Annotated in this window: 19 protein-coding genes; 7 read left to right on the top strand and 12 right to left on the bottom strand. The window is 72.0% G+C overall.

Annotated elements, in window-relative coordinates; genetic code table 11:
• Positions 1–114 precede the first annotated feature (114 nt).
• Genes CGL27_RS30135 through CGL27_RS30125 form a run of 3 tightly spaced genes read right to left on the bottom strand, consistent with a single transcriptional unit; the run spans position 115 to position 2575 of the window.
• A complete protein-coding gene (locus CGL27_RS30135) occupies positions 115–528 on the bottom strand; it encodes a RidA family protein (RefSeq protein WP_014054565.1) in 414 nt (137 codons plus the stop codon).
• Complete coding sequence (locus CGL27_RS30130) at positions 525–1358, bottom strand: IclR family transcriptional regulator (RefSeq protein ID WP_119991265.1); 834 nt, start codon at positions 1356–1358, stop codon at positions 525–527. Before CGL27_RS30130 ends, CGL27_RS30135 begins: the two co-directional genes overlap by 4 nt.
• Positions 1355–2575, bottom strand: a complete 1221-nt coding sequence (locus CGL27_RS30125) for a sugar kinase (protein WP_119991263.1) — start codon at positions 2573–2575, stop codon at positions 1355–1357. Before CGL27_RS30125 ends, CGL27_RS30130 begins: the two co-directional genes overlap by 4 nt.
• Positions 2576–2722: 147 nt before the next feature.
• On the opposite strand from CGL27_RS30125, the gene CGL27_RS30120 reads away from it, so the two are divergent.
• The 3 genes from CGL27_RS30120 to CGL27_RS30110 all read left to right on the top strand — a co-directional run bounded on the left by CGL27_RS30120 (position 2723) and on the right by CGL27_RS30110 (position 6957).
• A complete protein-coding gene (locus tag CGL27_RS30120; RefSeq protein ID WP_119991261.1) occupies positions 2723–4012 on the top strand; it encodes an amino acid deaminase in 1290 nt (429 codons plus the stop codon).
• A 45-nt stretch (positions 4013–4057) separates the two neighbouring features.
• Positions 4058–5668, top strand: coding sequence for a D-aminoacylase (locus CGL27_RS30115; RefSeq protein ID WP_119991259.1), 1611 nt, complete (start codon positions 4058–4060; stop codon positions 5666–5668).
• A gap of 629 nt (positions 5669–6297) precedes the next feature.
• Entirely contained in the window at positions 6298–6957 is a 660-nt protein-coding gene (locus CGL27_RS30110) for a hypothetical protein (RefSeq protein WP_119991257.1), read from the top strand.
• Between the two features lie 278 nt (positions 6958–7235).
• Here CGL27_RS30110 and CGL27_RS30105 read toward each other — a convergent pair whose 3' ends face one another.
• The 6 genes from CGL27_RS30105 to CGL27_RS30080 form a co-directional block, all read right to left on the bottom strand.
• Positions 7236–7874: a TetR/AcrR family transcriptional regulator gene (locus tag CGL27_RS30105; protein WP_240450692.1), complete on the bottom strand. Its 639-nt coding sequence runs from the start codon at positions 7872–7874 to the stop codon at positions 7236–7238.
• The gene (locus CGL27_RS30100; protein ID WP_119991253.1) at positions 7871–9883 is read right to left on the bottom strand and encodes a CocE/NonD family hydrolase; all 2013 of its coding nucleotides are present in this window, start codon (positions 9881–9883) and stop codon (positions 7871–7873) included. The genes CGL27_RS30105 and CGL27_RS30100 overlap by 4 nt, the downstream gene beginning before the upstream one ends.
• A gap of 519 nt (positions 9884–10402) precedes the next feature.
• Entirely contained in the window at positions 10403–12241 is a 1839-nt protein-coding gene (locus CGL27_RS30095; protein ID WP_119991251.1) for an ABC transporter ATP-binding protein, read from the bottom strand.
• Positions 12241–13167, bottom strand: a complete 927-nt coding sequence (locus CGL27_RS30090; protein WP_119994617.1) for an ABC transporter permease — start codon at positions 13165–13167, stop codon at positions 12241–12243. Before CGL27_RS30090 ends, CGL27_RS30095 begins: the two co-directional genes overlap by 1 nt.
• Before the next feature lie 17 nt (positions 13168–13184).
• Complete coding sequence (locus tag CGL27_RS30085; protein WP_119991249.1) at positions 13185–14144, bottom strand: ABC transporter permease; 960 nt, start codon at positions 14142–14144, stop codon at positions 13185–13187.
• A 5-nt stretch (positions 14145–14149) separates the two neighbouring features.
• Positions 14150–15778 carry an ABC transporter substrate-binding protein gene (locus tag CGL27_RS30080; protein WP_119994616.1) on the bottom strand — a complete coding sequence of 543 codons (1629 nt, stop codon included), beginning with the start codon at positions 15776–15778 and terminating at the stop codon, positions 14150–14152.
• 265 nt (positions 15779–16043) lie between these two features.
• Between CGL27_RS30080 and CGL27_RS30075 the strand changes: the two genes are divergently transcribed.
• The gene (locus CGL27_RS30075) at positions 16044–17255 is read left to right on the top strand and encodes a pyridoxal phosphate-dependent aminotransferase (protein WP_078647628.1); all 1212 of its coding nucleotides are present in this window, start codon (positions 16044–16046) and stop codon (positions 17253–17255) included.
• A gap of 71 nt (positions 17256–17326) precedes the next feature.
• On the top strand, positions 17327–17749 hold the full coding sequence (locus tag CGL27_RS30070; RefSeq protein WP_119991247.1) for a hypothetical protein: 423 nt from the start codon (positions 17327–17329) through the stop codon (positions 17747–17749).
• A gap of 53 nt (positions 17750–17802) precedes the next feature.
• Here CGL27_RS30070 and CGL27_RS30065 read toward each other — a convergent pair whose 3' ends face one another.
• Positions 17803–19692, bottom strand: a complete 1890-nt coding sequence (locus tag CGL27_RS30065) for a phosphoenolpyruvate carboxykinase (GTP) (RefSeq protein ID WP_205587771.1) — start codon at positions 19690–19692, stop codon at positions 17803–17805.
• Positions 19693–19947: 255 nt separating this feature from the next.
• Between CGL27_RS30065 and CGL27_RS30060 the strand changes: the two genes are divergently transcribed.
• On the top strand, positions 19948–20649 hold the full coding sequence (locus CGL27_RS30060) for a hemolysin III family protein (protein WP_240450689.1): 702 nt from the start codon (positions 19948–19950) through the stop codon (positions 20647–20649).
• 1 nt (position 20650) lies between these two features.
• Entirely contained in the window at positions 20651–21316 is a 666-nt protein-coding gene (locus CGL27_RS30055; protein WP_119991243.1) for a TetR family transcriptional regulator, read from the top strand.
• Positions 21317–21820: 504 nt separating this feature from the next.
• On the opposite strand, the gene CGL27_RS30050 is transcribed toward CGL27_RS30055, so the two are convergent.
• Both CGL27_RS30050 and CGL27_RS30040 read right to left on the bottom strand, forming a co-directional pair.
• Positions 21821–23857 carry a thioredoxin domain-containing protein gene (locus CGL27_RS30050; protein ID WP_119991241.1) on the bottom strand — a complete coding sequence of 679 codons (2037 nt, stop codon included), beginning with the start codon at positions 23855–23857 and terminating at the stop codon, positions 21821–21823.
• Positions 23858–24445: 588 nt separating this feature from the next.
• Complete coding sequence (locus tag CGL27_RS30040) at positions 24446–25837, bottom strand: mercuric reductase (protein WP_119991240.1); 1392 nt, start codon at positions 25835–25837, stop codon at positions 24446–24448.
• Positions 25838–25839 lie beyond the last annotated feature (2 nt).

The raw sequence follows: 25839 nt of genomic DNA, 5'->3' as shown, positions 1-25839 counted from the left end.
GTGGGTGCGGTTGATCAGGGCTCGAGCTTCCGACGGCGGGGACGGTGAGGACGAGTCAGGGGTGGAACCCGCGGCGGGCGGGAGGTGATCCCGCCCGCCGCGGGGTTTTCGGGGTCAGCCCAGGACGGCGAGGGCGTCGATCTCGACGAGCAGTCCGGCGGGGAGGCCGACGTAGACCGTCGTACGCGCGGCCGGGGCCTCCTTGAGGTCGGCGAAGAACTCGTTGTAGATCTCGTTGAATTCGGCGAAGTGGCCGGTGTCGGTGAGGTAGACGCGCACCATCATGGCGTCCTCCCAGCTCGCGCCGCCCTCCTCCAGCACGGCCTGCACATTGCGCAGGGTCTGCAGGGTCTGCTCGCGCAGGGTCGGCCCGACGGGGGTGGGGGCCTGGCCCGCGACGGCGGGGCCGAAGCCGACCTGACCGGCGACCTGGAGGACGTTCCCCTTCTTCACACCGTGGGAGAACTTGGCGGGCGGGGTGGTGTGCGTGGCCGGGGTGATCGGGGTCTTCTGCAGCTTCTCGGTCATGAGGAGGACTTCTCGGCTTTCTTCTCGGGTGTTTCCGCTGTTACTTGAGAGGGGTTCTGCGAGGCGTCGGACACCGGTGCCGACACCGGGGCGCCACCCGAGTATTCCCGGCTGATCTCCTCCGCCGTGCGGCGCACCAGCGGCAGCAGGGAGAGGAGTTCCTCGGCGCTGACGACGACGTTCGGCGCCGACACCGAGCAGGCGGCGACGACCCGCCCGTCCGTTCCCCGGATCGGCGCCCCGACGCAGTTGATCGACTCCTCGTGGCCGCCGAAGTCGGTGGCCCAGCCCTGTTCGCGCACGGTCGCCAGCTCCTTGAGGAACGCGGCGGCGTTCGGCGTCGAACGGGGCGTGTACGCGGGGTAGGTGAGCCGCTCGGCCAGCGTCCGCCGCTCGGGCTCGGGCAGATCGGCCAGCAGCAGCTTGGCCACGGCGGCGACGGTGATGGCGACGGGCTTGCCGATCCGCGAGTACATCCGCACCGGGTAGCGGCTCTCCACCTTGTCGATGTAGAGCACCTCGTTCTCCTCGTACACCGCGAGGTGGACGGTGTGCCCGCACCGCTCGTTGAGCGCGATCAGATGGGGGTGGGCGATCTCGCGGACGTCCAGGTTCTCCACCGCCTCCTGCGCGAGCGCGAAGAGGCGGGCGCCGAGGCGGTAGCGCTGGTCCTGCTGGCGGTAGACCATGCCGTGCTCGTGGAGGGTGCGCAGCAGCCGCAGCGCGGTCGACTTGTGCACGCCCAGTCGCGTGGCGACCTGCTCCAGATTGGCCGGGCCCTCCGCCAGCAGCGGCAGGATGCTCAGCGCTCGGTCGACGGTCTGGCTCATAGGTCGGATACCTCCACCGCTGCGGTCTCGGCCCACTTTTCGGCGGGAGTCGGCAGTTCTGTCCAGCCGGGGCCGAATCGCAGTGTCCCCCACCGCGTGGCATCGAGTGCCACCAATTGGTCGGCGTGCTCACGGGAGGGTGGGGTGCCGAGGTCGCCGGGGACGGTGAGGGCGGCGGCGGCCATGAGGTGGCCGTGGCGCAGCCGTTCGGCGACGGGCAGTCCGCGCAGGGTGCCGGAGAGGAAGCCGGCGGCGAAGGCGTCACCCGCGCCGACGGGGGCGACGACATCGACGCGCGGGGCCGGTTCGAAGGTGACGTCGTCGGTGCCGTCCGGGCGGCGGGCGTAGGCGGTGGCCCCGGCGCCGCCCTGCTTGACGACCAGCACCGCCGGTTCGGGCAGCGCCGCCCGGATCGCCGCCGGGCCGCTCACCCCCCAGACCGCCTCGGCCTCGTCCTCGCCGACGAAGACGAGGTCGCAGCCGCGGGCGAGGCCGAGCAGGACGGCGGGGCCCCGTTCGGCGTCCTCCTCCCGCTGCCAGAGGGAGACCCGGTAGTTGAGGTCGAAGGAGACGAGGGGGCGGCCGGGGGCGCGGGCGGTCAGCTCGCGCATCAGCGTGCGGCAGTCGGCGGAGAGGGCCGGGGTGATCCCGGTCAGATGGAGCACCCGGCCGGACCAGGCCCGCTCCCGGGGGATGAGCGCCGGGGACATGGCCGCGGCGGCGGATCCGGCCCGGTAGTAGACCACCTCGGCGAGCGGCTCCGGCGGCTCCGGCGACTGTGCGGCGCCCTTCCCGTCGGCGGCGCCGTCCTCATCGGCGGGTCCGGTGCTATCGGCGCCACCGGACCCGTCCACCGTCTCGGAGCCGACGGCGCGCTCGCCCGCCGTGCGGAAGTAGATGCCGGTGGGGCGGTGCGGATCGCGCTGGACGTAGGCCGTGTCCACGCCGGTGGCCGCGATCTCCCGTACGAGGTGCTCGCCGAAGCCGTCCGTGCCCACCCGGCTGATCCAGCGCGCGCGGTGCCCGGCGCGGGCCAGGCCACAGGCGACATTGGACTCGGCGCCGCCGATGCCCCGGGCGAAAGAGGGGACGTCCGCCAGCCGGCCCGGACGGGACGGCACGAAGGTCACCATCGACTCGCCGAGGCAGACGACGTCGATGTCATCGACGACATCAGCGACGCCGTCGGCGGTCTCGACGCTGGGGAGAGGGGACACGTTTGGTCTCGCTCCTCGTGGGTGGACGGATGAGGGTCAGCCACACACCGTTGACCCGGTGCTGGGCGGGATGTTAGACAGCGCTAAGCGATATGCGCAATGAACGTTGCAGAGATTGCAACCAGAATCCGTAATGGAGGCGCCTCCATGGCCACCGACCACAGCGACCAGGCTGTCGCCGCTCTCGCGCGAGAGCGCGTGGACCACCGCTTCAAGGGGCTGCCCGCGAGCGCCGAGGGCCTTACGGTCGGCGAGCTGGCCGCCGAGCGGCGGTCCCTGTTCACCGGCGGCTTCACCACGCCCGTCCTGGCACTGTCGGCCGAGGCGCTGGAGCACAATCTGGTGGCGATGGAGCGCTACTCCGCCGCCCATGGGCTCGCCTTCGCCCCGCACGGCAAGACCTCCATGGCCCCCCAGCTCTTCGAGCGCCAGCTCGCCCACGGGGCCTGGGGCATCACCGCGGCCGTCCCCACCCAGGTGCGGGTCTACCGGGCCTTCGGCATCCAGCGGATCTTCCTCGCCAACGAGGTCGTCGACGCCGCCGCCCTGCACTGGCTCGCGGCCGAGCTCGACGCCGACCCCGATTTCCGCTTCATCGCCTACGTCGACTCGGTGCGCGGCGTCGAGCTGATGGACGCGGCGCTGCGGGAGGCGGGCGCGCGGCGGCCGGTCGAGGTGGTGGTCGAGCTGGGCGGCGGCGAAGGAGCGCGTACCGGGGTCCGTACGGAGGCGGAGTGCGCGGCGGTCGCCGACGCGGTCGCGGCCACCGGGACCCTGCGGCTGGTCGGCGTGGCCGGCTACGAGGGCGAGGTGCCCAAGCCGGACGGCGAGCGGGTACGGGCATGGCTGCGCCGGCTCACCGCGCTGGCCGCGGACTTCGACGCGGCGGGCCGCTTCGAGGGCGTGGACGAGGTGGTCGTCAGCGCGGGCGGCAGCGCGTGGTTCGACGCGGTGGCGGACGTCCTCGCGGAACTGCCCACGCTGTCCCGGCCGGTGCTGAAGCTGCTGCGCTCGGGTGCGTACGTCTCCCACGACGACGGCCACTACCGGCACCTCACCCCCTTCAACCGCGTCCCGGAAGAGGGCGAGCTGCACCCGGCCTTCCGCCTGTGGGCCCAGGTCGTCTCCCGCCCCGAGCCCGGCCAGGCGTTCCTCAACGCGGGCAAGCGGGACGCGGCCTACGACCTCGACCTGCCCGCACCCCAGCTCATCCGCTCCGCCCGCGACGGCGCCACCCGCCCCGCCACGGGCCTGGCCATCACGGCCCTCTCCGACCAGCACGCCTGGGTCACCGTCGCGGACGGCACGGAGCTGGAGGTCGGCGACTGGGTGGCCCTGGGGCTCTCGCATCCGTGCACCAGCTTCGACAAGTGGCAGCTCATTCCGGTGGCGGAGGCGGACGGCACGGTCACGGACTACATCCGCACCTTCTTCTGACCCCTCCGGGGCCCCGCCCCACTCCGCGCACAGGGAGACGCACCCATGGACCTGGTCATCCGCGACGCACGCGTCATCGACGGCACCGGTGGTGCCGCCTACCGGGCCGACGTGGCCGTGGACGGCGGCCGGATCGCCGCCGTCGTCCGTGAGGACGGCGGCGGGCCGCGCCCCACCGCCCGCCGCACCGTGGACGCGGACGGCCTCGTCCTCTCCCCCGGCTTCATCGACATGCACGCGCACAGCGACCTCGCGCTGCTCCGCGACCCCGACCACTCGGCGAAGGCCGCGCAGGGCGTGACCCTCGAAGTCATCGGCCAGGACGGGCTCTCGTACGCCCCCGTGGACGACCAGACCCTCGCCCAGATCCGTACCGCCATCACCGGCTGGAACGGCGACGGTTCCGACATCGACTTCACCTGGCGCACCGTCGGCGAGTTCCTGGACCGCCTGGACCACGGCTTCGACGGCCAGGGCATCGCGGTCAACGCCGCCTACCTCATCCCCCAGGGCACCGTGCGGATGCTCGCGGTCGGCTGGGAGGACCGCGACGCGACACCGGCGGAGGTCGCCCGGATGAAGGAGCTGGTGGCGGAGGGGCTTCAGCAGGGCGCCGTCGGCCTCTCCTCCGGCCTCACCTACACCCCCGGCATGTACGCCTCCGACGCCGAACTCACCGAGCTGTGCCGGGTCGTGGCCGCGTACGACGGCTACTACTGCCCGCACCACCGCTCCTACGGCGCCGGCGCCCTGCGCGCGTACGAGGAGATGGTGGCCCTCACCCGCGAGGCCGGCTGCGCGCTCCATCTCGCCCACGCCACCATGAACTTCGGCCTCAACAAGGGCCGCGCCCCCGAACTCCTCACCCTCCTCGACACGGCCCTCGCCGACGGCGCCGACATCACCCTCGACACCTACCCCTACCTCCCCGGCTGCACCACGCTGGCCGCGATGATGCCGAGCTGGGCGGCCGAGGGCGGCCCCGACGCGGCGCTCGCGCGGCTGCGCGACGACGCGACGGCCGAGCGCATCCGCCACGTGATGGAGGTGGAGGGAGCGGACGGCTGCCATGGCGTACCGATGGACTGGGACACGATCGAGATCTCCGGCGTGAACGACCCGTCCCTCACCGGTTACGTCGGCCGGACCATCGCCACGAGCGCCCGCGAACGGGGCGAGGCCCCCTGGGTCACCGCCCGCCGCCTCCTCCTGGACGACCACCTCGGCCCGACGATCCTGCAGCACGTCGGGCACGAGGAGAACGTCCAGGCGATCATGCGGCACCCCGTCCACACGGGCGGCAGCGACGGCATCCTCCAGGGCGCCAAGCCCCACCCCCGCGCGTACGGCACCTTCCCGCAGTACCTCGGCCGCTACGTCCGCGAGCTGGGCGTCCTCACCCTGGAGGAGTGCGTCGCCCACCTCACCTCCCGCCCCGCGGCCCGCCTCCGCCTCCCCGACCGCGGCCGGATCCACGAGGGCTACCGCGCCGACCTCGTCCTCTTCGACCCGGAGACGGTGGCGGCGGGCTCGACCTTCGACACCCCGCGCACCCTGCCGACCGGCATCCCCCACGTCCTCATCGACGGCCGCTTCGTCATCGAGAACGGCCGCCGGACGGACGTCCTGGCGGGGCGTTCGGTACGGCGTGCCTAGGTCCTGATATCCGATCGCCGCCGGACTCGGCGCTCAGTCGCACCGCTGGCACAGATTCCCACGCCGCACAGCGGACCGAGCCACGACCACTCCCGGCACCGGCGCCCACCGCCCGCGGTGCGCCCGCCGCGGCGGTGGACCGTACGGCGACTGCCAGGCCGGCCGATCGCGCCGTACGACCGGGTCGGGCTCGGTGATGTCTCGGCGCCTGGTGCACAGCGCGAGGGACCAGGCGTTGATCGGGAGACAGGTGGGCACGACAGCCCAGTTCTTGGCCACAGAGTGAACCGCTTCCAGTGAGAAGACCGCAACGAAAAGCAGCACGCCGCATATGCGCGACGCGCGACGGATCAGCGCTTGGGGGGTCTCACTTGGTGTACAACGGCATGTCCTTGACAGAGCGACTGTGGGCGGGAGCACGGTAACGGCACACGGGAGTGTGGCTCCACCGATTTTCGGGCGGATGGCGACGCTGACGAGTCGAGGCAACATGCGCGTCGTTCCCCCGCCCCCGCTAACAGCCGTGTTAGCGGGGTGTTAGCGGAGCGGCAGGCTTGCGGTAGCGGCCCCGACCAGAGTGGGTGACGTACCGAGAACAACGTCACCGGCTGCCCCTGGGGGGACTCGAAATGAACGCCAACACCACTGTCCGCACCGCTCGTCGCCGCACCATTCGCATTGCCGCCGCAGCCCTGATCGCAGCCGCCAGCTTCAGCCTGACCGCCTGCAACAACGACACGGACGACACCGGCACGAAGAAGCCCGTGGCCTCCGCCGAGTCCAGCAGCGGGGGTTCCTCCTCCGGAGCGCAGGGCTCCGACGCCAAGCCCGACGCCAAGACGGGCGGGAAGACGGGCGATACGGACAAGGCGCCATCCTCGACCGGCGGCCAGAAGTTGGCGGACGGCAGCACGGCCAAGATCGACAAGCTCGGTACCCAGCACTACCGCCTCAAGATCATCAATGACGGTGCCGTCCTGGCCACGCTGGAGGCGAACCAGCGCGATGCCGGCCTCGACGCCAACGGCATGTACGTCGTGTTCACGCAGAGCGGCGAGGTCCACTCCTGGATGGGCGGCGAGCACAGCGGACCGGGCACATACAAGCTCGCGGGCGGTTGGACGGCCAAGGTCACGAAGGTCGGCGACGCCCACTTCCGCGCGGACATCATCGGCAACGAGGGCTCGGTGGACGGCACCCTGGAGGCGAACCAGCACGACGACGGGATGGACGCCAACGGCGTGTACATCGTGCTCAGCGCCGGCGGTGTGATCAGCGCCCACGAGTAAGCCCCTGCCCTGACCGCGGCGGTGGAGTTGCCTACGGCGGCTCCACCGCCGCCGCGTTTGCCACCCGTCCCGGACCCGTCGCGCGCCTCGCCCTGTGACCCAGCTCTCATCGTGGCCATGCAGCAGATGAGCGGGCCTCCCCGTCAAGGAGGGGTGACAGGAAGGGAGGACGTGTGGATCTGGCAACTGAGTGGAAGCTTGACCTGAGGCGCCCTGTCCCCGTTCCTCCGGGCACCGGTGCCGGTGCTGGTGCCCGGAGGAAACGGGGCACTTCCCGTTCAGCCCTCCAGCTCCGCCGCCACGAAGCGGCGCAGGTGACGGCGGGCGTCCGCCACGGTCAGGGCGGGGGCCTGGCGCAGGCGGCGCAGGGCCAGGCCGTCGGCCAGGGCGGAGAAGCGGAGGGCGAAGTCGGCCGGGTCGTCGCATACGAAGTCGCCCTCGTCCCGGCCCCGTTCGACCAGGGACCGGATCTCGCCGTGCCATGCCTCGTAGCGCTCGGCCTGGCCACGGGCGAAGGACTGGTCGCGTTCGCCCGCGTTCCAGTAGTCGAACCACATCCGCCAGTGCTGGTCCGTGTCGTCCGTGAAGAGCGCGTCGATGAGCAGCCGCAGCCCCTGCGCGCCGCTGGTGGCCGTCGCCGCGGCCTCGCTCAGCGCGGCGTAGTAGCGCTCTATGTGCAGCACCATCGCCTCGGAGAGGACTTCCTGCACGCTCTCGAAGTGGTACGTGACCGTGCCGACCGAGACCTCGGCCGCGGCCGCCACCTCGCGCACCCCGACCCCCTTGGTGCCGCGCTCCGCGATGAGCGGAACGGCAGCCTCCACGATGAGGCGGCGGCGCACCTCGGTGGGCTGCCGGGTGCGGCGCGAGGCGTCGACGGCGCGGCGCGGGGGGCGGCGTCCGGAGGCGGACGTCACGCGGATGTCCTCGGCGTGGTGTGGTGCCATGCGCGCGTGGCCACTGTCTCTCCGTTCGCCCGTGCCTCGATGCTGCTGTCCATGATGAATTCCTCCGCCGTGGCACGCAGTTCCACGGCGGTGATGACCTCCGTGTCCCAGGCCCCGCGTCGCAGCCGGATGGTCCACCGAGAGCTTGCCACGGCCGACAGCGGATCGTCGGAGCGGATGCGGTAGATCTCGCGGGCGCTCTCCTCGTAGCGCAGACCGTCGGGATAGGTGCGGGAGCCGCCGTAGTTGGGGTCCACGTCAAGCACCCACTCGCCCGTCGCCACGTCGTGGGTGACGGTCCGCTCGGGGCGTGGTTCAGCGGGCGGGTCGACGGTCACGGCGAGCGGCGCGGCCTGCTCGGGCTCCTCGAAGACGATGGGCGGGCGGCCCGCGTCGGCGCCCGGATCCCGTACGGGCAGCAGCAGGGCGCTGTCCCCGGGCCGTACGGTCAGCCGGCCGCGCTCGCCGTGCGGCCAGACCCACGGCCAGTACGCGTCGGAGACGGCGACCCTGATGCGGTGGCCGGGCGGGAAGGCGTAGCCGGTGGCGTTCAGCTCGAACTCCACGTCCTCTTCGCGCCCTGGCCGCCACTCCACGCCCTTGTCCCGCCCCTTCCTCGACAGGAGGTTGAGCACCCCACGGGTGACCAGGGTGGACGAGCCGTCGGGCGCCACATCGCAGACCCGGGCGATGACATGGGCGCGCGGGGTGGCGCTGTCGAGGCGTAGCCGTACGCGGGGACGGCCCAGGATCTCGACCCTTCCGGTCAGCGGCGCCGAGTCGAAGCAGACCGAGCGGCCGTCCTCCGCGCGCTGGTCGGGCGGCAGATCGGTGGCGTTGCCGAACGGGAAGAAACGGCCCGCGTCCAGCCCGGTGTGCAGCGGCGAGCGTACGATCACCGGCTCGTCGGCGGGGCCGCCGAGGGGGCGTTCGTCCCAGGCGACGGACGGCGACGGCCAGGCGTCCTCGCCGACCCAGCGGCCGGGCATGGTGTCGTACGAGGTGGCGGGCGGTACGGGGTCGTTGATCCAGGCGCGCAGCGGCGGCTCGTCCAGCACGCCGGTCGTCTCGTCCTTGAGCCAGTGGTCCCACCAGCGCAGGGTCTCCTGCAGGAAACCGATCGCCGGGCCCGGCGGCAGTCCCCGGTCCGGGTACTGATGTGACCAGGGGCCGATGAGCCCGCGCACGGGCGCGTCGAGGTGTTCCAGCAGGCGCAGCACGGTGTCCCGGTACGGATCGGCCCAGCCGCCGACCGCGAGCACGGCGGCCTCGATCGCGCCGTAGTCCTCGCAGACGCTGCCGTGCCGCCAGTAGTCGTCCCGCTCCTGGTGGGCGAGCCAGGTGTGCAGATACGGCTCGAGCGCGTCGAGCCGCTCCCGCCACATGGGCAGCCAGCGGTCCTCGCCGACGGAGGTGGGGTGCGGGGGGCGGGCGGTGAACGCCAGCATCGTCCCGGCCCAGGCGAGCATGTCGATGCCGAGGACGGCGCCGCCGGTGTAGTGGACGTCGTTGTCGTAACGGTCGTCGGTGGAGCAGACGGTGACGATCGCCTTCAGCGGCTCGGGGCGCAGGGCGGCGATCTGGAGGGAGTTGAACCCGCCCCAGGAGATCCCGAACATCCCCACCTTGCCGGTGCACCAGGGCTGCTCCGCGAGCCAGTTGACGACGTCGACGCCGTCGGCGAGCTCGGTCGCGGTGTACTCGTCGAGCATCACGCCCTCGGAGTCGCCGCTGCCGCGCAGATCGACTCGTACGGAGGCGTAGCCGTGCCCGGCGTACCAGGGGTGGCGCTGGGCGTCGCGGGGTGCGGTCCAGTCGCTCTTGCGGTACGGGAGGTATTCGAGGAGGGCGGGGACGGGGGCGGTCTCGGCATCCGCCGGGCGCCAGATGCGTGCGTGCAGCCGCGTTTTCCCGTCCCGGGTGGGGATCCATACGTCCTCGACGCGCACCTCGCGGTCGAACGTCTCGCGGTACTTCACGCCTGTCCTTACGTGGTGGATTGTCTGCGGGTCGGGGGTGGGTTGTCTGCGGGTCGGGTGCGCCTGCGGGTCGGGGGCGCCTGCGGGTCGGGTGCGCCTGCGGCGGGCAAGCCCCCACCCCGCCCCTTCCCGATACCGGGGCTCCGCCCCGGATCCCGCTCCTCAATCGCCGGAGGGGCTTGAACTGCGCCGCGCGCAGCTCGCTCAGAGGCTGAAGGCCCCGCCCAGCGAGGCTCTGGACACAGGTCCGGGGCAGTGATGCAGCCCCGGCAAGGCCCAGGGGCACAGCCCCAGCCCGCGCCCCGCGCACAACCCGGCCAAGCCCAGGACACAGCCCCGGCCGCCCCTCGGGCGCGCCTGCGGCGGCCCGGATCCCGCCCGGTTGTGGGCAATCGTTCCGCGGGGCGGAACGGGTGGGCACAACCCGCCCACCGGCCCGCACCCGGCGGCGATGCCTCAGGGGGCACCCCCCGCGGGGGCCGGGGCCGGCCCCGGTATCGGGAAGGGGCGGGGTGGGGGCTAGCCATCCGCCGGCCGCCACCTGCGCACCCGGTGGCCCCCGCCCAACTCGTCCCAGATCGCCCCCGGCTCGGCGGCGTCCGCCCACTCCTCGGCCGGGGCCGAAGCCGCCGCCCCCGCCGCCTCCGGATCCGGCTCCAGCGCCGCCGCCATCAGCGCCCGCGTATACGGATGCCCCGGCCCCTCGAACACCGCATCCGTGGGCCCCTCCTCGACCACCACCCCGTGCCGCAGCACCACCACCCGGTCCGCGATCCCCCGCACCACCGCCAGGTCGTGGCTGATGAAGAGGCACGCCAACTCCCGCTCGCGGCGCAGATCGTCCAGCAGCCGCAACACATCGGCCTGTACGGACACGTCCAGCGCCGTCGTGATCTCGTCCGCGATCAGCACTTCCGGCTCTCCGGCCAGTGCCCGCGCGATGCCGATCCGCTGGCGCTGGCCGCCCGACAGTTGCGCGGGCAGCCGGTCGGCGAAGTCGGGGTCGAGGCGGACGTCGGCGATCAGCTTCCGGGCCCGCGAGGCCGCCTCGCCCCGCGACCCCGCCGAGCCGAAGAAGCGCAGGGGCCGCCGTATCGCATCGCCCACCGAACGCCGCGGATTGAGCGAGGTGTCGGCGTTCTGGAAGACGAGCTGCACGGTGCGGCGCAGGGCGAGCGGGCGCCGCCGCGCGGGGGCGCCCAGGTCACCGCCGGACGCGCTGCCGGGCGCACCGCCGGACACACCGCCGGACGCACTGCCGGGCACACCGGCCGCCGCATCGCCCGACGTAGCCCGCATCGTCCCGCCCGACGCCCCCCGCAGTCCCGCCAGCGACCACGCGATCGTCGACTTGCCGCTCCCCGACTCGCCGACCAGGGCCAGCACCTCCCCCCTCCGTACGTTGAAGGAGACCCCGTCCACGGCGCGGCTGGTGCCGTAGTCGATCGTCACTTCCCGTACGTCCAGCGCCTCGGCCGCGTCCGCGGGCACCTCGGCCCGGGGCCGGATCTCGCGCGTGCCGTCCTCCCCCACCAGCGCCAGTCCGGCGTCCGCGACGCGCGGGACGCTGGCCAGCAGGCGGCGGGTGTACGGGTCGGCGGGGGCGGCGAAGAGCCGCCGGGTGGGGGCGGCCTCGACGACCCGCCCGGCGCGCAGCACGCACACCTCGTCGGCCATGTGCGCGACCACGCCGAGGTCGTGGCTGACCAGGACGGCGGCGAGGCCGAGTTCCTCGCGCAGGGTGCCGACCAGGTCCAGCACCCCGCGCTGGGTGATCACGTCGAGGCCGGTGGTGGGCTCGTCCAGGACGAGCACCTTGGGGCGGGCCGCGATGGCCATGGCGATGGCCACGCGCTGCTGCTGTCCGCCGGAGAGCTCATGCGGATAGCGGCGGGCGAGTTCGCGGGGGTGCGGCAGCCTGACCTGCTCCAGGAGGTCCGTGACGGGCACCTCGCCGCCCGCCTCCGCGATCTGCCGTCCGATGCGCATGCTCGGCGTCAGGGCCTGGCCCGCGTTCTGGGAGACCATCGCGACCGTACCGCCGCGCAGCCGCCGCAACTCCCGTGCGGAGAGCGCGAAGACGTCCTTGCCCTCGACGGCCACCCGTCCGCCGGTCAGCCGCGATCCGTGCCGCAGATGCCCCAGAAGCGTCGCGGCGACCGTCGACTTGCCGCTGCCCGACTCGCCGACCAGGGCCAGCGTCCGGCCGGGGCCGACCTCCAGCGACACCTCGTCCACGACGGGCACCTCGCGCCCGCCCGACCCGCCCGAACGGTAGGCCACGGACAACGCGTCCACCGAGACGATGGGCGTCGTCTCCGCCAGAACATTCGCGTCCGCCGACGTGATAGCCGTCATCAGGAGCCCTCCCGGATCCGGTCCACGCCCCACGCCTTGGACAGGCCGTCGGCCGCGAGGTTGAGCCCGACCACCAGCGTGGCCAGGGCGATGATCGGCGCGAGGCTGGCCATCGGGACGACGGTGATGGCGGTGCGGTTCTCCGAGACCATCAGCCCCCAGTCGGGGGTGGGCGGGTCGGCGCCGAAGCCCAGGAAGGACAGCGAGGAGATCAGCAGCACCACCCAGGAGGCGCGCATCGCGAACTCGACGCACACCACGTCGGTGATGTTGGGCAGCACCTCGCGCCGCAGGATCGCCCAGGTGCTCTCGCCGCGGGCGCGCGCCGCGGTGACGTAGTCCTGGGGGACGACGGCGAGCGCGGCGCCGCGCACGACCCGTACCACCTGGGGGACGCAGACGACGGCGATGGCCAGCACGATGACCGCGGATCCGGTGCCCAGCGCGGTGACGATCACCAGCAGGACGAGGATCGCGGGGATGGACAGCACCGCGTCCAGGACCCGCATGAGCAGATCGTCCAGCCAGCCGCCGCGCAGGGCGGCCGCGCAGCCGAGGACGGCGCCGAGGGCGACGGTGAGGACGGTCGCGGTGACGGTGACGCCGAGCGCGTACCGCCCGCCGTACAGCACCCGGGTCAGCACATCGCGCCCGTAGCTGTCGGTGCCCGCCCAGTGGTCGGCGCCGGGCCCGAGCAGCGCGTGCGAGGCGTCGCCGGTGGTGGGGTGGTAGGGGGTGAGCAGCGGGGCGAGCAGCGCGACCACGAGGTGGACGGCGACGATCGCGAGCCCGATGGCGGTGGGGCGGGAGGAGCGCACGGCGCGCCAGGTGCGGGCGGCGACACCGGGCCGGACGGGCGCGGGCGGTGCGGTGGCGGCCGGGGCCGCGCCCGCGGGTGCGGGTGCGGGTGCCTTCAGGGAGTTCATCGGATCTTCCAGCGAGCTCATCGGATCCTCCCTCCTCGGGTGCGGAGCTTGGGGTTGAGGGCCATGGAGCCGAGGTCGGCGGCGAGGTTGCACAGGACGTAGACGACGGCGCTGATGAGGGCGATGGCCTGGATGACGGGCAGGTCGCGGTTCTGGACGGAGGAGAGCATCAGCTTGCCGATGCCGGGGTAGTTGAAGACGTTCTCGACCACGGCGACGCCGCCGACCAGCCAGGCCACATTGAGCGCGATGACGTGGAGGGTGGGCAGCAGGGCACTGGGCAGCGCGTGCCGGGTGACCACCCGCCAGGTGGACAGGCCCTTGAGCCGGGCAGTGGTGACGTATTCGCTCGCCATGACGTCGATCACCGAGGTGCGGGCCATCCGCACGATGTACGCGGCCATGACGATCGCGAGCGAGGCGGCGGGCAGCCAGACCGCCGGGAGGAGCTGCCCGGTGCTGGCGCCCGGTCCGTACAGCACCACGGCGGGAAGCACCGGCACGGTGACGGAGAAGGCGAGCACCAGCACGGTGGCCACGACGAATTCGGGGACGCTCATCCCGACCAGGCTGACCGTGGAGATCAGGTGGTCGGGCCAGCGGTCGCGGTAGAGCCCGGCGACGATGCCGAGGACGAGGGAGCCGGTGACCGCGAAGAGGATGGTGACGACGGCGATGAGGGCGGAGTTGCCGAGGTACTGGGCGACCTCGCCGCCCACCGGTTTGGTGGTGACCAGCGACGTGCCGAAGTCGCCGTGCAGGGCGCCGCTGATCCAGTGGCCGTAGCGCTCCCACGCGGGCCGGTCGAGCCCCATCTGCTTGCGCAGCGCGGCGACCGCGTCGGGGGTGGCGTCCCGGCCGAGCACCTGTGTGGCGACATCGCCGGGCAGCGCCTGGACGGCCAGGAAGACCAGGACCGAGGAGAGCAGCAGAGTGCCCAGCGCGGAGACCACGCGGCGGACGAGGAAGGTGAGCATGTGCCTCATGCCCCCTTCAGGCCGATGCGGAGGTAGTCGAACTCGAAGCCGTGCTCGGCGTAGCCGCGCACCTTCCGGGAGATCCCGACGAGTCGGTCGGCGAACATCGGGGTGATGGCCCCGCCCCGCTCGATCACCAGCGTCTGCGCCTGTCCGTACAGCTCGCGCCTGCGGCCCGCGTCGGTCTCCCGCCGGGCCCGGTCGAGCAGCGCGTCGAACTCCTTGTCGGACCAGGCGGTCTCGTTGTACGAGGAGCCGCCGCGGAAGACCTGGTTGAGGAGCTGGTCGACGGGGCGCCCGGTGTACCAGTAGGTGGCCATCAGCGGCTTCTTCATCCAGATCTGGGTGTAGTACGAGTCGGCGGCCGCGGTCTTGACCCGGATCCGGATGCCGGCGCGCCCGGCCGACTCCTGGTAGGCGAGCGCCATGGGCGTGAAGATCGGGTCGTACGAGGAGGTGTAGAGGTCCACCGCCAGCCGCTCGTGCCCGGCCTTCTTCAGCAGATGGCGGGCCTGCTCGGGGTCGTGGGCGGGGTGGGCGGCGGTGTGGGTGGGGTCGTTCGGCGGGACGGGGTTGTCCCAGCCGGCCGTGCCCGCGCCCTGGAGGGCGGCCTTCAGGATGTGCTCGGGGTCGTAGGCGAGCTTCATCGCCTGCCGCACCCGCACATCGGTGAAGGGCTTCTCGGTGGTGAGCATCGGCAGCACGTACCACTGGGCGTTCTCGGCGCGGGCGATGGTGGCGCGGTCGGAGGCGGCGATGACCCGGGCGGTGGCGAAGTCGAGGTTGGTCTGGGAGAGCAGATCGACCTGTCCGGCGAGCAGGGCGTTGGAGCGGGCCTGCATATCGGCGACGGAGTAGAAGTCGATGGCGTCCAGCACCGGGCGCCCGGCCCAGTGGTCCGGGTAGGCGGTGACCCGACCGGGCCCGGCGGCGGCGAAGGATTCGAGCCGGAACGGGCCGGTGCCGATGCCGGTGCGGCCGATGGAACGGGCACTGCCGTCCGGGACGACGTAGCAGTTGTAGTGGGTGAGCAGGCTGGGGAACTCGGCGTGCGGGCTCTTCAGCGGGACGACGAGGGTGTGGGCGTCCGGGGTGCGCAGCCGCTTCGGGTCGACCAGCGGGGACAGCACGGGGGCCTGCGGGGAGGCGGTCGCGGTGTCGAGGATGTGGCGCAGGGTGTAGGCGGCGTCGGCGGAGGTGAAGGCGCGGCCGTCGTGGAAGGTGACGCCGCGGCGCAGCCGGAAGGTCCAGGTGGCCGCCTTGGCGTCGGGCTCCCAGGATTCGGCGAGGTCGGGGGCGGCGGTGCCGTCGGGCCCGATCCGGACGAGCCGGTTGTAGAGCGCGCCGAGGTATTCGTACGCGGAGAGCGCGCTCGCGGGGTCGAGGGTCTCGGCGTCGGAGGCGGGTGGCCGGGCGATGCGCAGGGTGCCGCCGCGGTCGGGCCGCCCGGCCGGGCCGTGGGTGGGCACCGCCCTCGTCGGGGACGCGGAGGCGGCTCCTGAGCAGCCGCTCAGCAGGGCGGAGCCGCCGAGCGCACCGCCGATCGCCGCCGCGGTGGTGAGCAGCGACCTCCGTGGCAGCCCGGCCGCGGCGGGGGCTGTTCGGTGCGAGGTCTCGGGCTGGAACGGGGACATGAACGGGGGCACCCTTCCCTTACTCGTTCAGTCGAACGATTGGGTGAAGTCCGTGAACGATAGCCACGACCCCCGTTCGGGCCAACCCTTCGTTCGCGAAAATTAACGCCGGAAACAGAGTCGTTACCCGGCGCGGAGAGCGGCCCGGCGACGGCGCGCGGGGTCGCGGATGCCACCACCCGGCGCCCCCGCACACCGTCCGCGCACCGTCCACGTGGCGAAAAACACCGAGCATCCCCGGATGCTCCGCCGTATGGTGGCCGACATGCAGGTGATCCAGTCCACGAAGCTCTCCAACGTCTGCTACGAAATCCGTGGCCCGGTGCTCGAGGAGGCGATGCGACTGGAGGCGGCAGGACACCGCATCCTCAAGCTGAACACCGGCAATCCGGCGACCTTCGGCTTCGAATGTCCCCCGGAGATCCTCGAGGACATGCTCCGCAACCTCGGCGACGCCCACGGCTACGGCGACGCCAAGGGGCTGCTGTCCGCGCGGCGCGCGGTGATGCAGCACTACCAGACCCAGGGCATCGACCTCGACGTCGAGGACATCTTCCTCGGCAACGGCGTCTCCGAGCTGATCCAGATGTCGATGCAGGGACTGCTCGACGACGGCGACGAGGTCCTCGTCCCGGCCCCCGACTACCCGCTGTGGACCGCCGCGGTCTCACTGGCCGGCGGCACCGCCGTCCACTACCGCTGCGATGAGCAGTCGGACTGGCAGCCGGACCTCGCCGACATCGAGCGCAAGGTCACCGACCGCACCAAGGCGCTCGTCATCATCAACCCCAACAACCCCACGGGTGCCGTCTACGGCGAGGAGATGCTGCGCGGGCTCACCGATATCGCCCGCCGCCATCAGCTCATCGTCTGCTCCGACGAGATCTACGACAAGATCCTCTACGACGGGGCCACCCACACCCCGACCACCACCGTCGCCCCCGATCTGCTGACCCTGACCTTCAACGGGCTCTCCAAGGCGTACCGGGTGGCGGGCTACCGCAGCGGCTGGCTCGCGGTCTGCGGCCCCAAGGCGCACGCCACCAGCTATCTGGAGGGGCTGACCATCCTGGCCAATATGCGGCTGTGCGCCAATATGCCGGCGCAGCACGCGGTGGCCACGGCGCTCGGCGGCCGTCAGTCGATCCACGACCTGGTGCTCCCCGGCGGCCGGCTGCTGGAGCAGCGGGACACGGCGTACGACCTGCTGACCCAGATCCCGGGCGTGACGTGCGTGAAGCCCAAGGGCGCGCTGTACGCGTTCCCCAAGCTGGACCCCAAGGTCTACAAGATCAAGGACGACCGGCAGATGGTGCTGGATCTGCTGCGGGCCGAGAAGATCATGATCGTGCACGGCACGGGATTCAACTGGCCGGAGCCGGATCACTTCCGCATCGTCACGCTGCCCGCCAAGAAGGATCTGGCGGACGCGGTGACCAGGATCGGGAACTTCCTGGACGGATACAGCCAACCCTGATCTTTTAGCCTCAGCCCAACTTTAGACAGAGTCTAAGCTAGGATGGTCTCCTGACCCCTTGGAGGCCATCCATGTACGAGCCGATCCGCACCAAATCGGTCCACAGCATGGCCGAGCCCACGCCCGACTTCCCGCACCGCACCCGCGAGGAAGAGCTGGACATCCGGCTGGCCGGACATCTGACCGCACTGCTCACCGTGACGGACGAGCTGCGCGCCCACACCCCGCACCCCGGCCTCGACGACGCCGCCCAGCGGCTCGCCGAGCAGGCCGCCCGGCTGCGCGACGGCCACCCCCCGCTGCGCGCGGCCCCCTCGACGCCGGAACCGGACGCGGCGCATATCGCCGCCCTCCACCAGCGCGCCCACACCCTGGCCGGATGGGCCCTGGTCGTGGCCACGTCCCGTGACGACACGGCGGCCTCGACGCTGGCGGCCGAGCGGCTGGAGGCACATGCGGCGGCACTGGGGCTCACGGACCGGAGCCCGGGCTGAGACCCGGGCCCCGGGCCCGCACCTGGGTGCGGGCCCCGGGCCTTGGGGTGTACTCAGCCCAGGCGCTTGACCAGCGCGTGGTACTCGTCCCACATCTCCTTGGGCGTGTGCTCACCGAAGGTGTTGAGGTGGTCGGGCACCAGCCCCGCCTCCTCGCGCCAGACCTCCTTGTCGACCGTGAGCAGCAGCTCGAGCTCGGCGTCGTCGAGGTCCAGACCGTCGGTGTCCAGCGCCTCGGGCGTCGGCAGCACCCCGATCGGGCTCTCCACGCCCTCGGCCTTGCCGTCCAGCCGGTCGACGATCCACTTCAGCACCCGGCTGTTCTCGCCGAAGCCCGGCCAGACGAAGTGCCCGTCGGCGTCCTTGCGGAACCAGTTGACGTAGTAGATCTTCGGCAGCTTGGCGGCGTCCGCGTTCTTGCCGACCTTCACCCAATGGGCCATGTAGTCGCCCATGTTGTAGCCGCAGAACGGCAGCATGGCGAACGGGTCGCGGCGCAGCTCGCCGACCTTGCCCTCGGCCGCGGCGGTCTTCTCGCTCGCCACGTTGGCGCCGAGGAAGACACCGTGCTGCCAGTCGAATGACTCGGTCACCAGCGGAACGGCGCTGGCCCGGCGGCCGCCGAAGAGGATCGCCGAGATCGGCACGCCCTTGGGGTCCTCCCATTCGGGCGCGATGATCGGGCACTGACCGGCCGGCACGGTGAAGCGGGCGTTGGGGTGGGCCGCGGGCGTCTCGCTCGCCGGGGTCCAGTCGTTGCCCTTCCAGTCGGTCAGATGGGCGGGCGGCTCCTCGGTCATGCCCTCCCACCACACATCGCCGTCGTCGGTGAGCGCGACATTGGTGAAGACCGAGTTCCCCCACAGGGTCTTCATCGCGTTGGCGTTGGTGTGCTCACCGGTGCCGGGCGCGACGCCGAAGAAGCCCGCCTCGGGGTTGATCGCGTACAGCCTGCCGTCCTCGCCGAACCGCATCCAGGCGATGTCGTCGCCGATCGTCTCGACCGTCCAGCCCCGGATGGTCGGCTCCAGCATCGCGAGGTTGGTCTTGCCGCAGGCGCTCGGGAACGCCGCGGCCACGTACTTGGACTGGCCCTCCCGTCGCCCGCCACCACCCTCAAACGAGGACCTTTGGTCCGCTGCCCTGTTGGGCGGCGGGGTGAGCTTGAGGATCAGCATGTGCTCGGCGAGCCAGCCCTCGTCCCGCGCCATCACGGAGGCGATGCGCAGGGCGTAGCACTTCTTGCCGAGCAGGGCGTTGCCGCCGTAGCCGGAGCCGTACGACCAGATCTCCCGCGCCTCCGGGAAGTGCGAGATGTACTTGGTCGAGTTGCACGGCCAGGGAACGTCGGCCTGGCCCGGCTCCAGCGGGGCGCCGAGGGTGTGGACGGCCTTGACGAAGAAGCCCTCGTCCCCGAGGACGTCGAGGACCTCCTGTCCCATGCGGGTCATGGTGCGCATGGAGACTGCGACGTAGGCGGAGTCGGTGATCTCGACGCCGATCGCGGACAGCGACGAGCCGAGCGGGCCCATGCAGAAGGGCACGACGTACATGGTCCGGCCGCGCATGGAGCCCCGGAAGACGCCCTGCTCCCCGGCGAAGATCTCACGCATCTCGTCGGGGTGTTTCCAGTGGTTCGTCGGGCCCGCGTCCGCCTCCTTCTCGGAGCATATGAACGTACGGTCCTCGACGCGCGCCACATCGCTCGGATCGGAGGCGGCGTAGTACGAGTTGGGGCGCTTGATCGGGTCAAGGCGTGTGAAGGTGCCCTTCTCGACGAGCTCCGCGCACAGGCGGTCGTACTCCGCCTCCGAGCCGTCGCACCACACCACACGATCGGGCTGGGTGAGGGCGGCGATCTCGCCGACCCAGGAGACGAGCTCCTGGTGGTTCGTGGGGCTCGGGGTGGTGGTGAGGGAGGAAGCCACATTGCTGGGCGCCACGATCGCTCCATCCCGCCGGAACCGCACGCGCTCCGGCGTCTTGATTGAGGGTTTTGGACGGATATGTGCACTCATATCCGTTTATGGAGACAGCTACCCCTTGGGGGCTGCGACCCGGATGCTCAGCTCATCCGGTGCCGACCGCGCTCATTTGATCATCCGACTGTGTAGGCCATCTGTCCAGTGGGCGCTTTGGTGACCATCACCACTCGACATGGACCGGTAACTTACGGTGGCGTAGGTAGCATGAGCGCCATGACTGCCGCCGCGCCCGATGCCGCCGTTGAGAACCCCCCAGGGCCCCAAGCTGCCCCGCCGCTCCCCCTGAAGCCGATGCTCCGCGGCTGGCTGCACGCCGGCATGTTTCCCGCGGTCCTGGTCTCGGGGGTGGTACTGACGGCCCTCGCCGACAGTCCTCGCGGGCGGCTGGCCTGCGCCATCTTCACGCTCACCGCATGTGCGCTGTTCGGCACCAGCGCCCTTTACCACCGCGGCAATTGGGGACCGCGCACCGCCGCGGTGCTGCGGCGGCTGGACCACGCCAATATCTTCCTGATCATCGCGGGCACGTATACGCCCTTCACGATGCTGCTTCTGCCACACGGCAAAAAACAGCTACTGCTGTGGCTGGTGTGGGCCGGGGCGCTCGCCGGAATCGCCTTCCGGGTCTTCTGGGTCGGCGCCCCGCGCTGGCTGTACACCCCGTGCTACATCGCGCTGGGCTGGGCGGCCGTCTTCTTCCTGCCCGACTTCCTGCACACCGGCGGCGCCGCCGTCATGACGCTGATCGTCGTCGGCGGGCTGCTCTACAGCGTGGGCGCGGTGATCTACGGCACCAAGCGCCCCAACCCCTCGCCCCGCTGGTTCGGCTTCCACGAGGTGTTCCACAGCTTCACGCTGGCCGCCTTCGTCGTGCACTACGTCGGCATCTCCTTGGTGGCGTATCAGCACGCCTGAGATGCCCAAGGCCACACCGCCCACGTCACAGCCAGAGCGCAGGCCCGGGCCCGGGCTGCGCGAACGGAAGAAGATCAAGACCCGGCAGGCGATCCGGCGCACCGCCCTGCGGCTCTTCGCGGAGCAGGGCTACGAGGCCACTCCGGTGGACCGGATCGCCGCGGCCGCCGACGTCTCGACCAGCACCGTCTTCCGCTACTTCCCGGCCAAGGAGGACATCGTCCTCACCGATGAGTACGACGCGCTCATGGCGGAGGCGATCCGCGAGCGCCCGGAGGACGAATCCCCGACCGCCTCCCTGCGCCATGCCGTCGTGGGGCTGCTGGGGCCCGCGGCGGGTACGGAGCGCGAGGAACTGCTGGCCCGGCTCGCCCTCGTACGGCAGGTCCCGGCGCTGCGCGCTCGGATGAGCGGCGGCCTGGCCGACAGCGGGACACTGCTGGGCGAGGCGCTGGCCGAGCGCAGCGGCCGGGCCCCGGACGACTTCGAGGTACGGGTCGCGGTGGGCGCCGTCCTCGGCGCCCTACGGGAAGCCGTCTTCCACTGCCTGGACCACCACCACCTGCCGACGGCGAGCACGGCGAGAGCCACCGCCACCCGTGCCAACGCCATGGCAACGGCCATCGACCGGGCCCTGGACCTCCTCTCCCGAGGCATCCCGCTATGACCCGCGAGGCGGGGCCCGCTGTGCCCCGCCCCCGCGCTTTGGCTGCGAGCCGCCCGGCGAATCGGGCTGTGGTCCGCCCTGCGATTCCGGCCATGCTCCCGCCCTGCGAACCCGGCTGCCGTCGCCGCCCGGCGAATCCGGCTGCCCGCCCTGCGATTCCGGCCATGCTCCCGCCCTGCGGCCCCGTGGCGATCCGCTCTCCGATTCCGGCCGGGCCGCTGGGCCGCTGGGGCTGACAGCGGGCTGACCTGGGAGGCCGTCCGGGCTGACCCGGGAGCCTGCCAGGGCTGGCTGCGGGCCGACCAGGGCTGCTCCCGAGCTGGCTCGGGGGCAGCCGGAGCTGAACCGGACGCTGACCCAGGGCCCCAGCCGGAGCCGGCCCGGACCCCAACCAGAGCCGGCCGGGAAGAGCCGAAGCCAGTCCGCAGCTCAGCCAGGAGTCGGCCCCGGGACCGACCGAAACCGACCCGGGACCTGGTCCGGCTCCCCGTCCGGCTCCCCGGCTCAGCCGCCCAGCTTCGCCGTCAGGGCCTCGACATCGGCCGTGGGTGCGTCGCAGGTGAAGCCGCGGCAGACGTACGCCGCCGGGCGTCCCTCCAACAGGGGGCGGTCCTGCAGCAGCGGGACCTCCCCGGAGCCGGGCTCGCCGACCGCGACGACCGCGCCGGGGGCGGTGGCCAGGAGTGCGGCGCGGTGCAGGGCGCGGGTCGCCGGGTCGTCGCCGGGGCCCACCACGGCCACCTCGCGCGGCCCGTCGAGCCGGGCCTCGGCCACCGCCAGGCCCCAGCCGATGAAGCGGGGCACCCGGGGGCCGAGGGCCCGCACCACGGCGAGGGCGCGCTCGGCGGCCTCGCGGTGGCGGGAGGTGCCGGTGATGGCGGCGTAGGACAGCAGGGCCCCGGCGGCGGCCGTCCAGCCGGACGGCGCCGCGTTGTCCGTCGGGTCCTGGGGGCGGCGGATGAGCGCCTCGGCGTCATCGGCGGTGTCGAACAGCGTGCCGTCCTCGGCGGTGAACCGGGTCAGCACGGTGTCCAGGAGCAGCCCGGCGAAGTCCACCCACGCACCGTCGCCGGTGACGGCGGACAGGGCGAGGAAGCCCTCGGCCACATCCGCGTAGTCCTCGAGCACGCCCGCGTGGCCGCCCGCGGTGCCGTCGAGCGAGGTGCGGGCCAGCCGCCCGCGCTGGTCCATGTGGAGGCGCATCAGCAGCTCGGCGGCCTCGGTCGCGGCGTCCACCAGGTCGGGGCGGTCGAAATAGGCACCAGTCTCGGCGAGAGCCGCGACGGCCAGCCCGTTCCAGGCGGCGACGATCTTGTCGTCGCGGCCGGGGCGGGCCCGCCGCTCCCGGGCGGCCAGCAGCCGCTCCCGCACGGAGGCGACTCGGCTCGCGTCCGCCGGCCGCTCCCCGTCGGGCAACTGGAGCACGGAGGCTCCCTGCTCGAAGGTGCCCTCCTGGGTCACGCCGAAATGCCCGGCGGCGAACTCCGCGTCGGCCTCCCCCAGCACCTCGCGCAGCCGCTCGGGCGTCCACACGTAGTACGCGCCCTCGACATGCCTGCCGGTGCCGTCGTCGCTGTCGGCGTCCAGCGCGGAGGCGAAGCCGCCCTGTGCGGTGCGCAGCTCGCGGACCATGAAGTCCGCAGTCTCCAGGGCGACACGGCGTGCGAGGTCCGAACCGGTGGCACGCCACAGATGGGCGTAGACCCGGCACAGCAGCGCGTTGTCGTACAGCATCTTCTCGAAGTGCGGCACGGTCCAGTCGGCATCGACGGAATAGCGGGCGAAACCGCCGCCGAGCTGGTCGTAGATACCGCCGCGGGCCATCGCCTCGCAGGTGGCCGACACCATCTGCAGCGCGCCCTCGGAGCCGGTGCGGGCGTGGTGGCGCAGCAGGAACTCCAGCGCCATGGACGGCGGAAACTTCGGCGCACCGCCGAAACCGCCGCGCGTGGCGTCGAATTCGCGGGTCAGGCCCATGAGCGCGGCGTGCAGATCCTCCTCACCGGGCGGCGCGGGCGCATCCGCGCCCAGCGCGATCCCGGTGCGCTGGGCCAGGTCCTCCACGATCCGCCCGGCGACGTCCATCACCTCCTCGCGGCGGTCCGCCCAGGCGGCGCTCACCCCCTCCAGTACCTGCCGGAAGGACGGCATACCGGGCCGGGGCCGGGGCGGGAAGTACGTACCGAAGTAGAACGGCTGGGCCTCGGTGGTCAGAAAGACCGTCATGGGCCAGCCGCCCTGCCCGGTCGCGGCCTGCACCGCCTCCATGTACACCGCGTCGACGTCCGGCCGCTCCTCGCGGTCGACCTTCACAGGGACGAAGTGGGCGTTGAGATAGTCGGCGGTCTCCTTGTCCTCGAACGACTCATGCGCCATGACATGGCACCAGTGGCAGCTCGAATAGCCGACGCTCAGCAGCACGGGCACCCCGCGGCGACGCGCATCCTCGAACGCCTCGTCCGACCACGGCCACCAGTCGACCGGGTTCTCGGCGTGCTGAAGCAGATAGGGGGACGTCTCGTGCGCCAGGCGGTTCGGCATGGGTCCATCCTCCCCCACCCGGCGGGGCAGACGAAGTTATCCACAGGGCGCGGCCAAGAGGTCCTCGAATCCACTGTGGACCGGAGCGGACTCGACCGGTCCACCCTGCGTGGGGATGCGGAAGGCGGCAAGCCTATGAGCGCGGGCGGGGGTGCGGCCGGGAGCGCGGAGTGGGCGCATACGGCCCCGCGGCGCGACGATGGTTATGTGAGGTTTTGACCCTCGTGTGTGGAGTTCGCGGCGGGGCGGAGCCGGGAGTCGGACGCGCTCATCGCCTCCGCGGGCGCACAGGGCAACTTCGAGCTCAGCGCCATGCGCCCGATCATCATCAACAACGTGCTGCACTCGGCCCGAATCCTCGGCGACGCGTCACCGCGCTCAGCCCCACCATCGGCTACGACAAGGCATTCGCGATCGCGCACAAGGCCGACGACGAGGGCTGCGCGAGGCCGCCCTCGCCTCGGGCGTCGCCGCCGCCGACTTCGACCGCCTCGCCGACCCCACCATCATGGTCGGCCGACCCCGAAGCGACCTGGGGCTCGGCCGGACCGACGACAAGCGGTCCGACGACAACCACACTTGACCCCTCTACTGGGCGTCGAGGCTCATAAAGAGGCTGTTCAGGCCCTCTGCCAGCAGCGGGTGCGTGAAGACGGCATTCGCCATGGCGGTATACGGGAGCTCCCCCAGCATGGCGACCTGGATGATCGTCATGATCTCGCCGCCTTCGGTGCCGAGCACGGCGGCGCCGAGGATCTGCTGGGTGTCCGCGTCGATGACCGCCTTTATGAAGCCGCGTGTCTCCCCCGTCTCGAGAGCCCGGATGACGGCGCTCATCGGCAGCTTCGCGACGCGGACCGCGCGGTTCTGCTCCGCGGCTTGTCGCTCGGTCATGCCGACGCGGCCGAGCTGCGGGTCGATGAACACGGTGTACGGGACGAGCCTGTCCCGCGTGCTCGCCTTCCCCTGGCCGAGCAGGTTGGCGCGCAGGATCCGGTAATCGTCGAAGGAGAGGTGGGTGAAGGCCGGGCCGCCTTTGACGTCCCCCATGGCGTAGACGCCGGGGACGGAGGTTTCCAGGTACTCGTCGACCTCGATGAAGCCGTTGTCGCTCAGCCGGATGCCGGCCGCCACCGGCGTGAGCGCCTCCGTGTTGGGGGCGCGGCCGATGGCCGACAGCAGGTGGGAGCCCTCGACCCGGCGCTCACCGTCCGGCGTGCGCACGGTCAGCCGCACCCGCCCGCCGCCCGCCTCCTCGCCCCGTTCCGGCGTCACCGACGTCAGGACCGTGATCCCTTCATCGCGCAAGATCGTGGCGACCTCGTCGGATACGTCATCGTCCTCGCGCATCAGCAGGCGAGGGCCGGTCTGGACGATCGTGACCTCGCTGCCGAACCTGCGGAACATCTGCCCGAGCTCCAGGCCGATGTAGCCGCCGCCGAGGATGATCAGGTGATCAGGGAGCTCGCCCAGCTCCATGATCGACGTGGAGTCCAGGACAGGGACGCTCTGCGCGCCGCTGATCGTAAGCTGCCTGGGCCTGGTGCCCGTGTCGATGACGATCACCGGCGCGCCGATCTCCCGCGTCCCGCCGTCCGGCAGGGCGATCTCGACCGTCTTGGGCCCCGTGAAACGGGCCTCACCCTCGACCAGGTCGAGCCCGTGCTGCGGCAGGCGGCTCGCGTAGTTCTCCCGCGCGCCCGCGACCATCGCCCGCTTGCGCTCCCGCACGGCGGCGAGGTCGACCGACACCGGACCGGTCCGCACGCCGTACTCCGCGCCGCGCCGTGCCTGGTGGGCGGCGCGTGCGCTGGCGACCATGGTCTTGGTCGGGGTGCACCCGGAGTTCACGCAGACGCCGCCCAGGTGGCCGCGCTCGACGAGCGCCACCTTCCTGCCCGCCTTCGCGAGATCGATGGGCAGGAACCGGCCGCCCTGGCTGGTCCCGATCACCATCACGTCATAGCTCTCGTCTGCCACAC

Source organism: Streptomyces sp. 11-1-2, from assembly GCF_003595545.1.
Taxonomy (GTDB): domain Bacteria; phylum Actinomycetota; class Actinomycetes; order Streptomycetales; family Streptomycetaceae; genus Streptomyces; species Streptomyces hygroscopicus_B.
This window is presented reverse-complemented; position numbering and strand designations above follow the sequence as displayed.

What these genes read in the sequence shown, in the direction of transcription:
- CGL27_RS30135 (WP_014054565.1), bottom strand. Translation starts at nt 528, where the DNA reads ATGACCGAGAAGCTGCAGAAGACCCCGATCACCCCGGCCACGCACACC.
- CGL27_RS30130 (WP_119991265.1), bottom strand. Translation starts at nt 1,358, where the DNA reads ATGAGCCAGACCGTCGACCGAGCGCTGAGCATCCTGCCGCTGCTGGCG.
- CGL27_RS30120 (WP_119991261.1), top strand. Translation starts at nt 2,723, where the DNA reads ATGGCCACCGACCACAGCGACCAGGCTGTCGCCGCTCTCGCGCGAGAG.
- CGL27_RS30115 (WP_119991259.1), top strand. Translation starts at nt 4,058, where the DNA reads ATGGACCTGGTCATCCGCGACGCACGCGTCATCGACGGCACCGGTGGT.
- CGL27_RS30110 (WP_119991257.1), top strand. Translation starts at nt 6,298, where the DNA reads ATGAACGCCAACACCACTGTCCGCACCGCTCGTCGCCGCACCATTCGC.
- CGL27_RS30095 (WP_119991251.1), bottom strand. Translation starts at nt 12,241, where the DNA reads ATGACGGCTATCACGTCGGCGGACGCGAATGTTCTGGCGGAGACGACG.
- CGL27_RS30090 (WP_119994617.1), bottom strand. Translation starts at nt 13,167, where the DNA reads ATGAACTCCCTGAAGGCACCCGCACCCGCACCCGCGGGCGCGGCCCCG.
- CGL27_RS30085 (WP_119991249.1), bottom strand. Translation starts at nt 14,144, where the DNA reads ATGCTCACCTTCCTCGTCCGCCGCGTGGTCTCCGCGCTGGGCACTCTG.
- CGL27_RS30080 (WP_119994616.1), bottom strand. Translation starts at nt 15,778, where the DNA reads ATGTCCCCGTTCCAGCCCGAGACCTCGCACCGAACAGCCCCCGCCGCG.
- CGL27_RS30075 (WP_078647628.1), top strand. Translation starts at nt 16,044, where the DNA reads ATGCAGGTGATCCAGTCCACGAAGCTCTCCAACGTCTGCTACGAAATC.
- CGL27_RS30070 (WP_119991247.1), top strand. Translation starts at nt 17,327, where the DNA reads ATGTACGAGCCGATCCGCACCAAATCGGTCCACAGCATGGCCGAGCCC.
- CGL27_RS30060 (WP_240450689.1), top strand. Translation starts at nt 19,948, where the DNA reads ATGACTGCCGCCGCGCCCGATGCCGCCGTTGAGAACCCCCCAGGGCCC.
- CGL27_RS30055 (WP_119991243.1), top strand. Translation starts at nt 20,651, where the DNA reads ATGCCCAAGGCCACACCGCCCACGTCACAGCCAGAGCGCAGGCCCGGG.
- CGL27_RS30050 (WP_119991241.1), bottom strand. Translation starts at nt 23,857, where the DNA reads ATGCCGAACCGCCTGGCGCACGAGACGTCCCCCTATCTGCTTCAGCAC.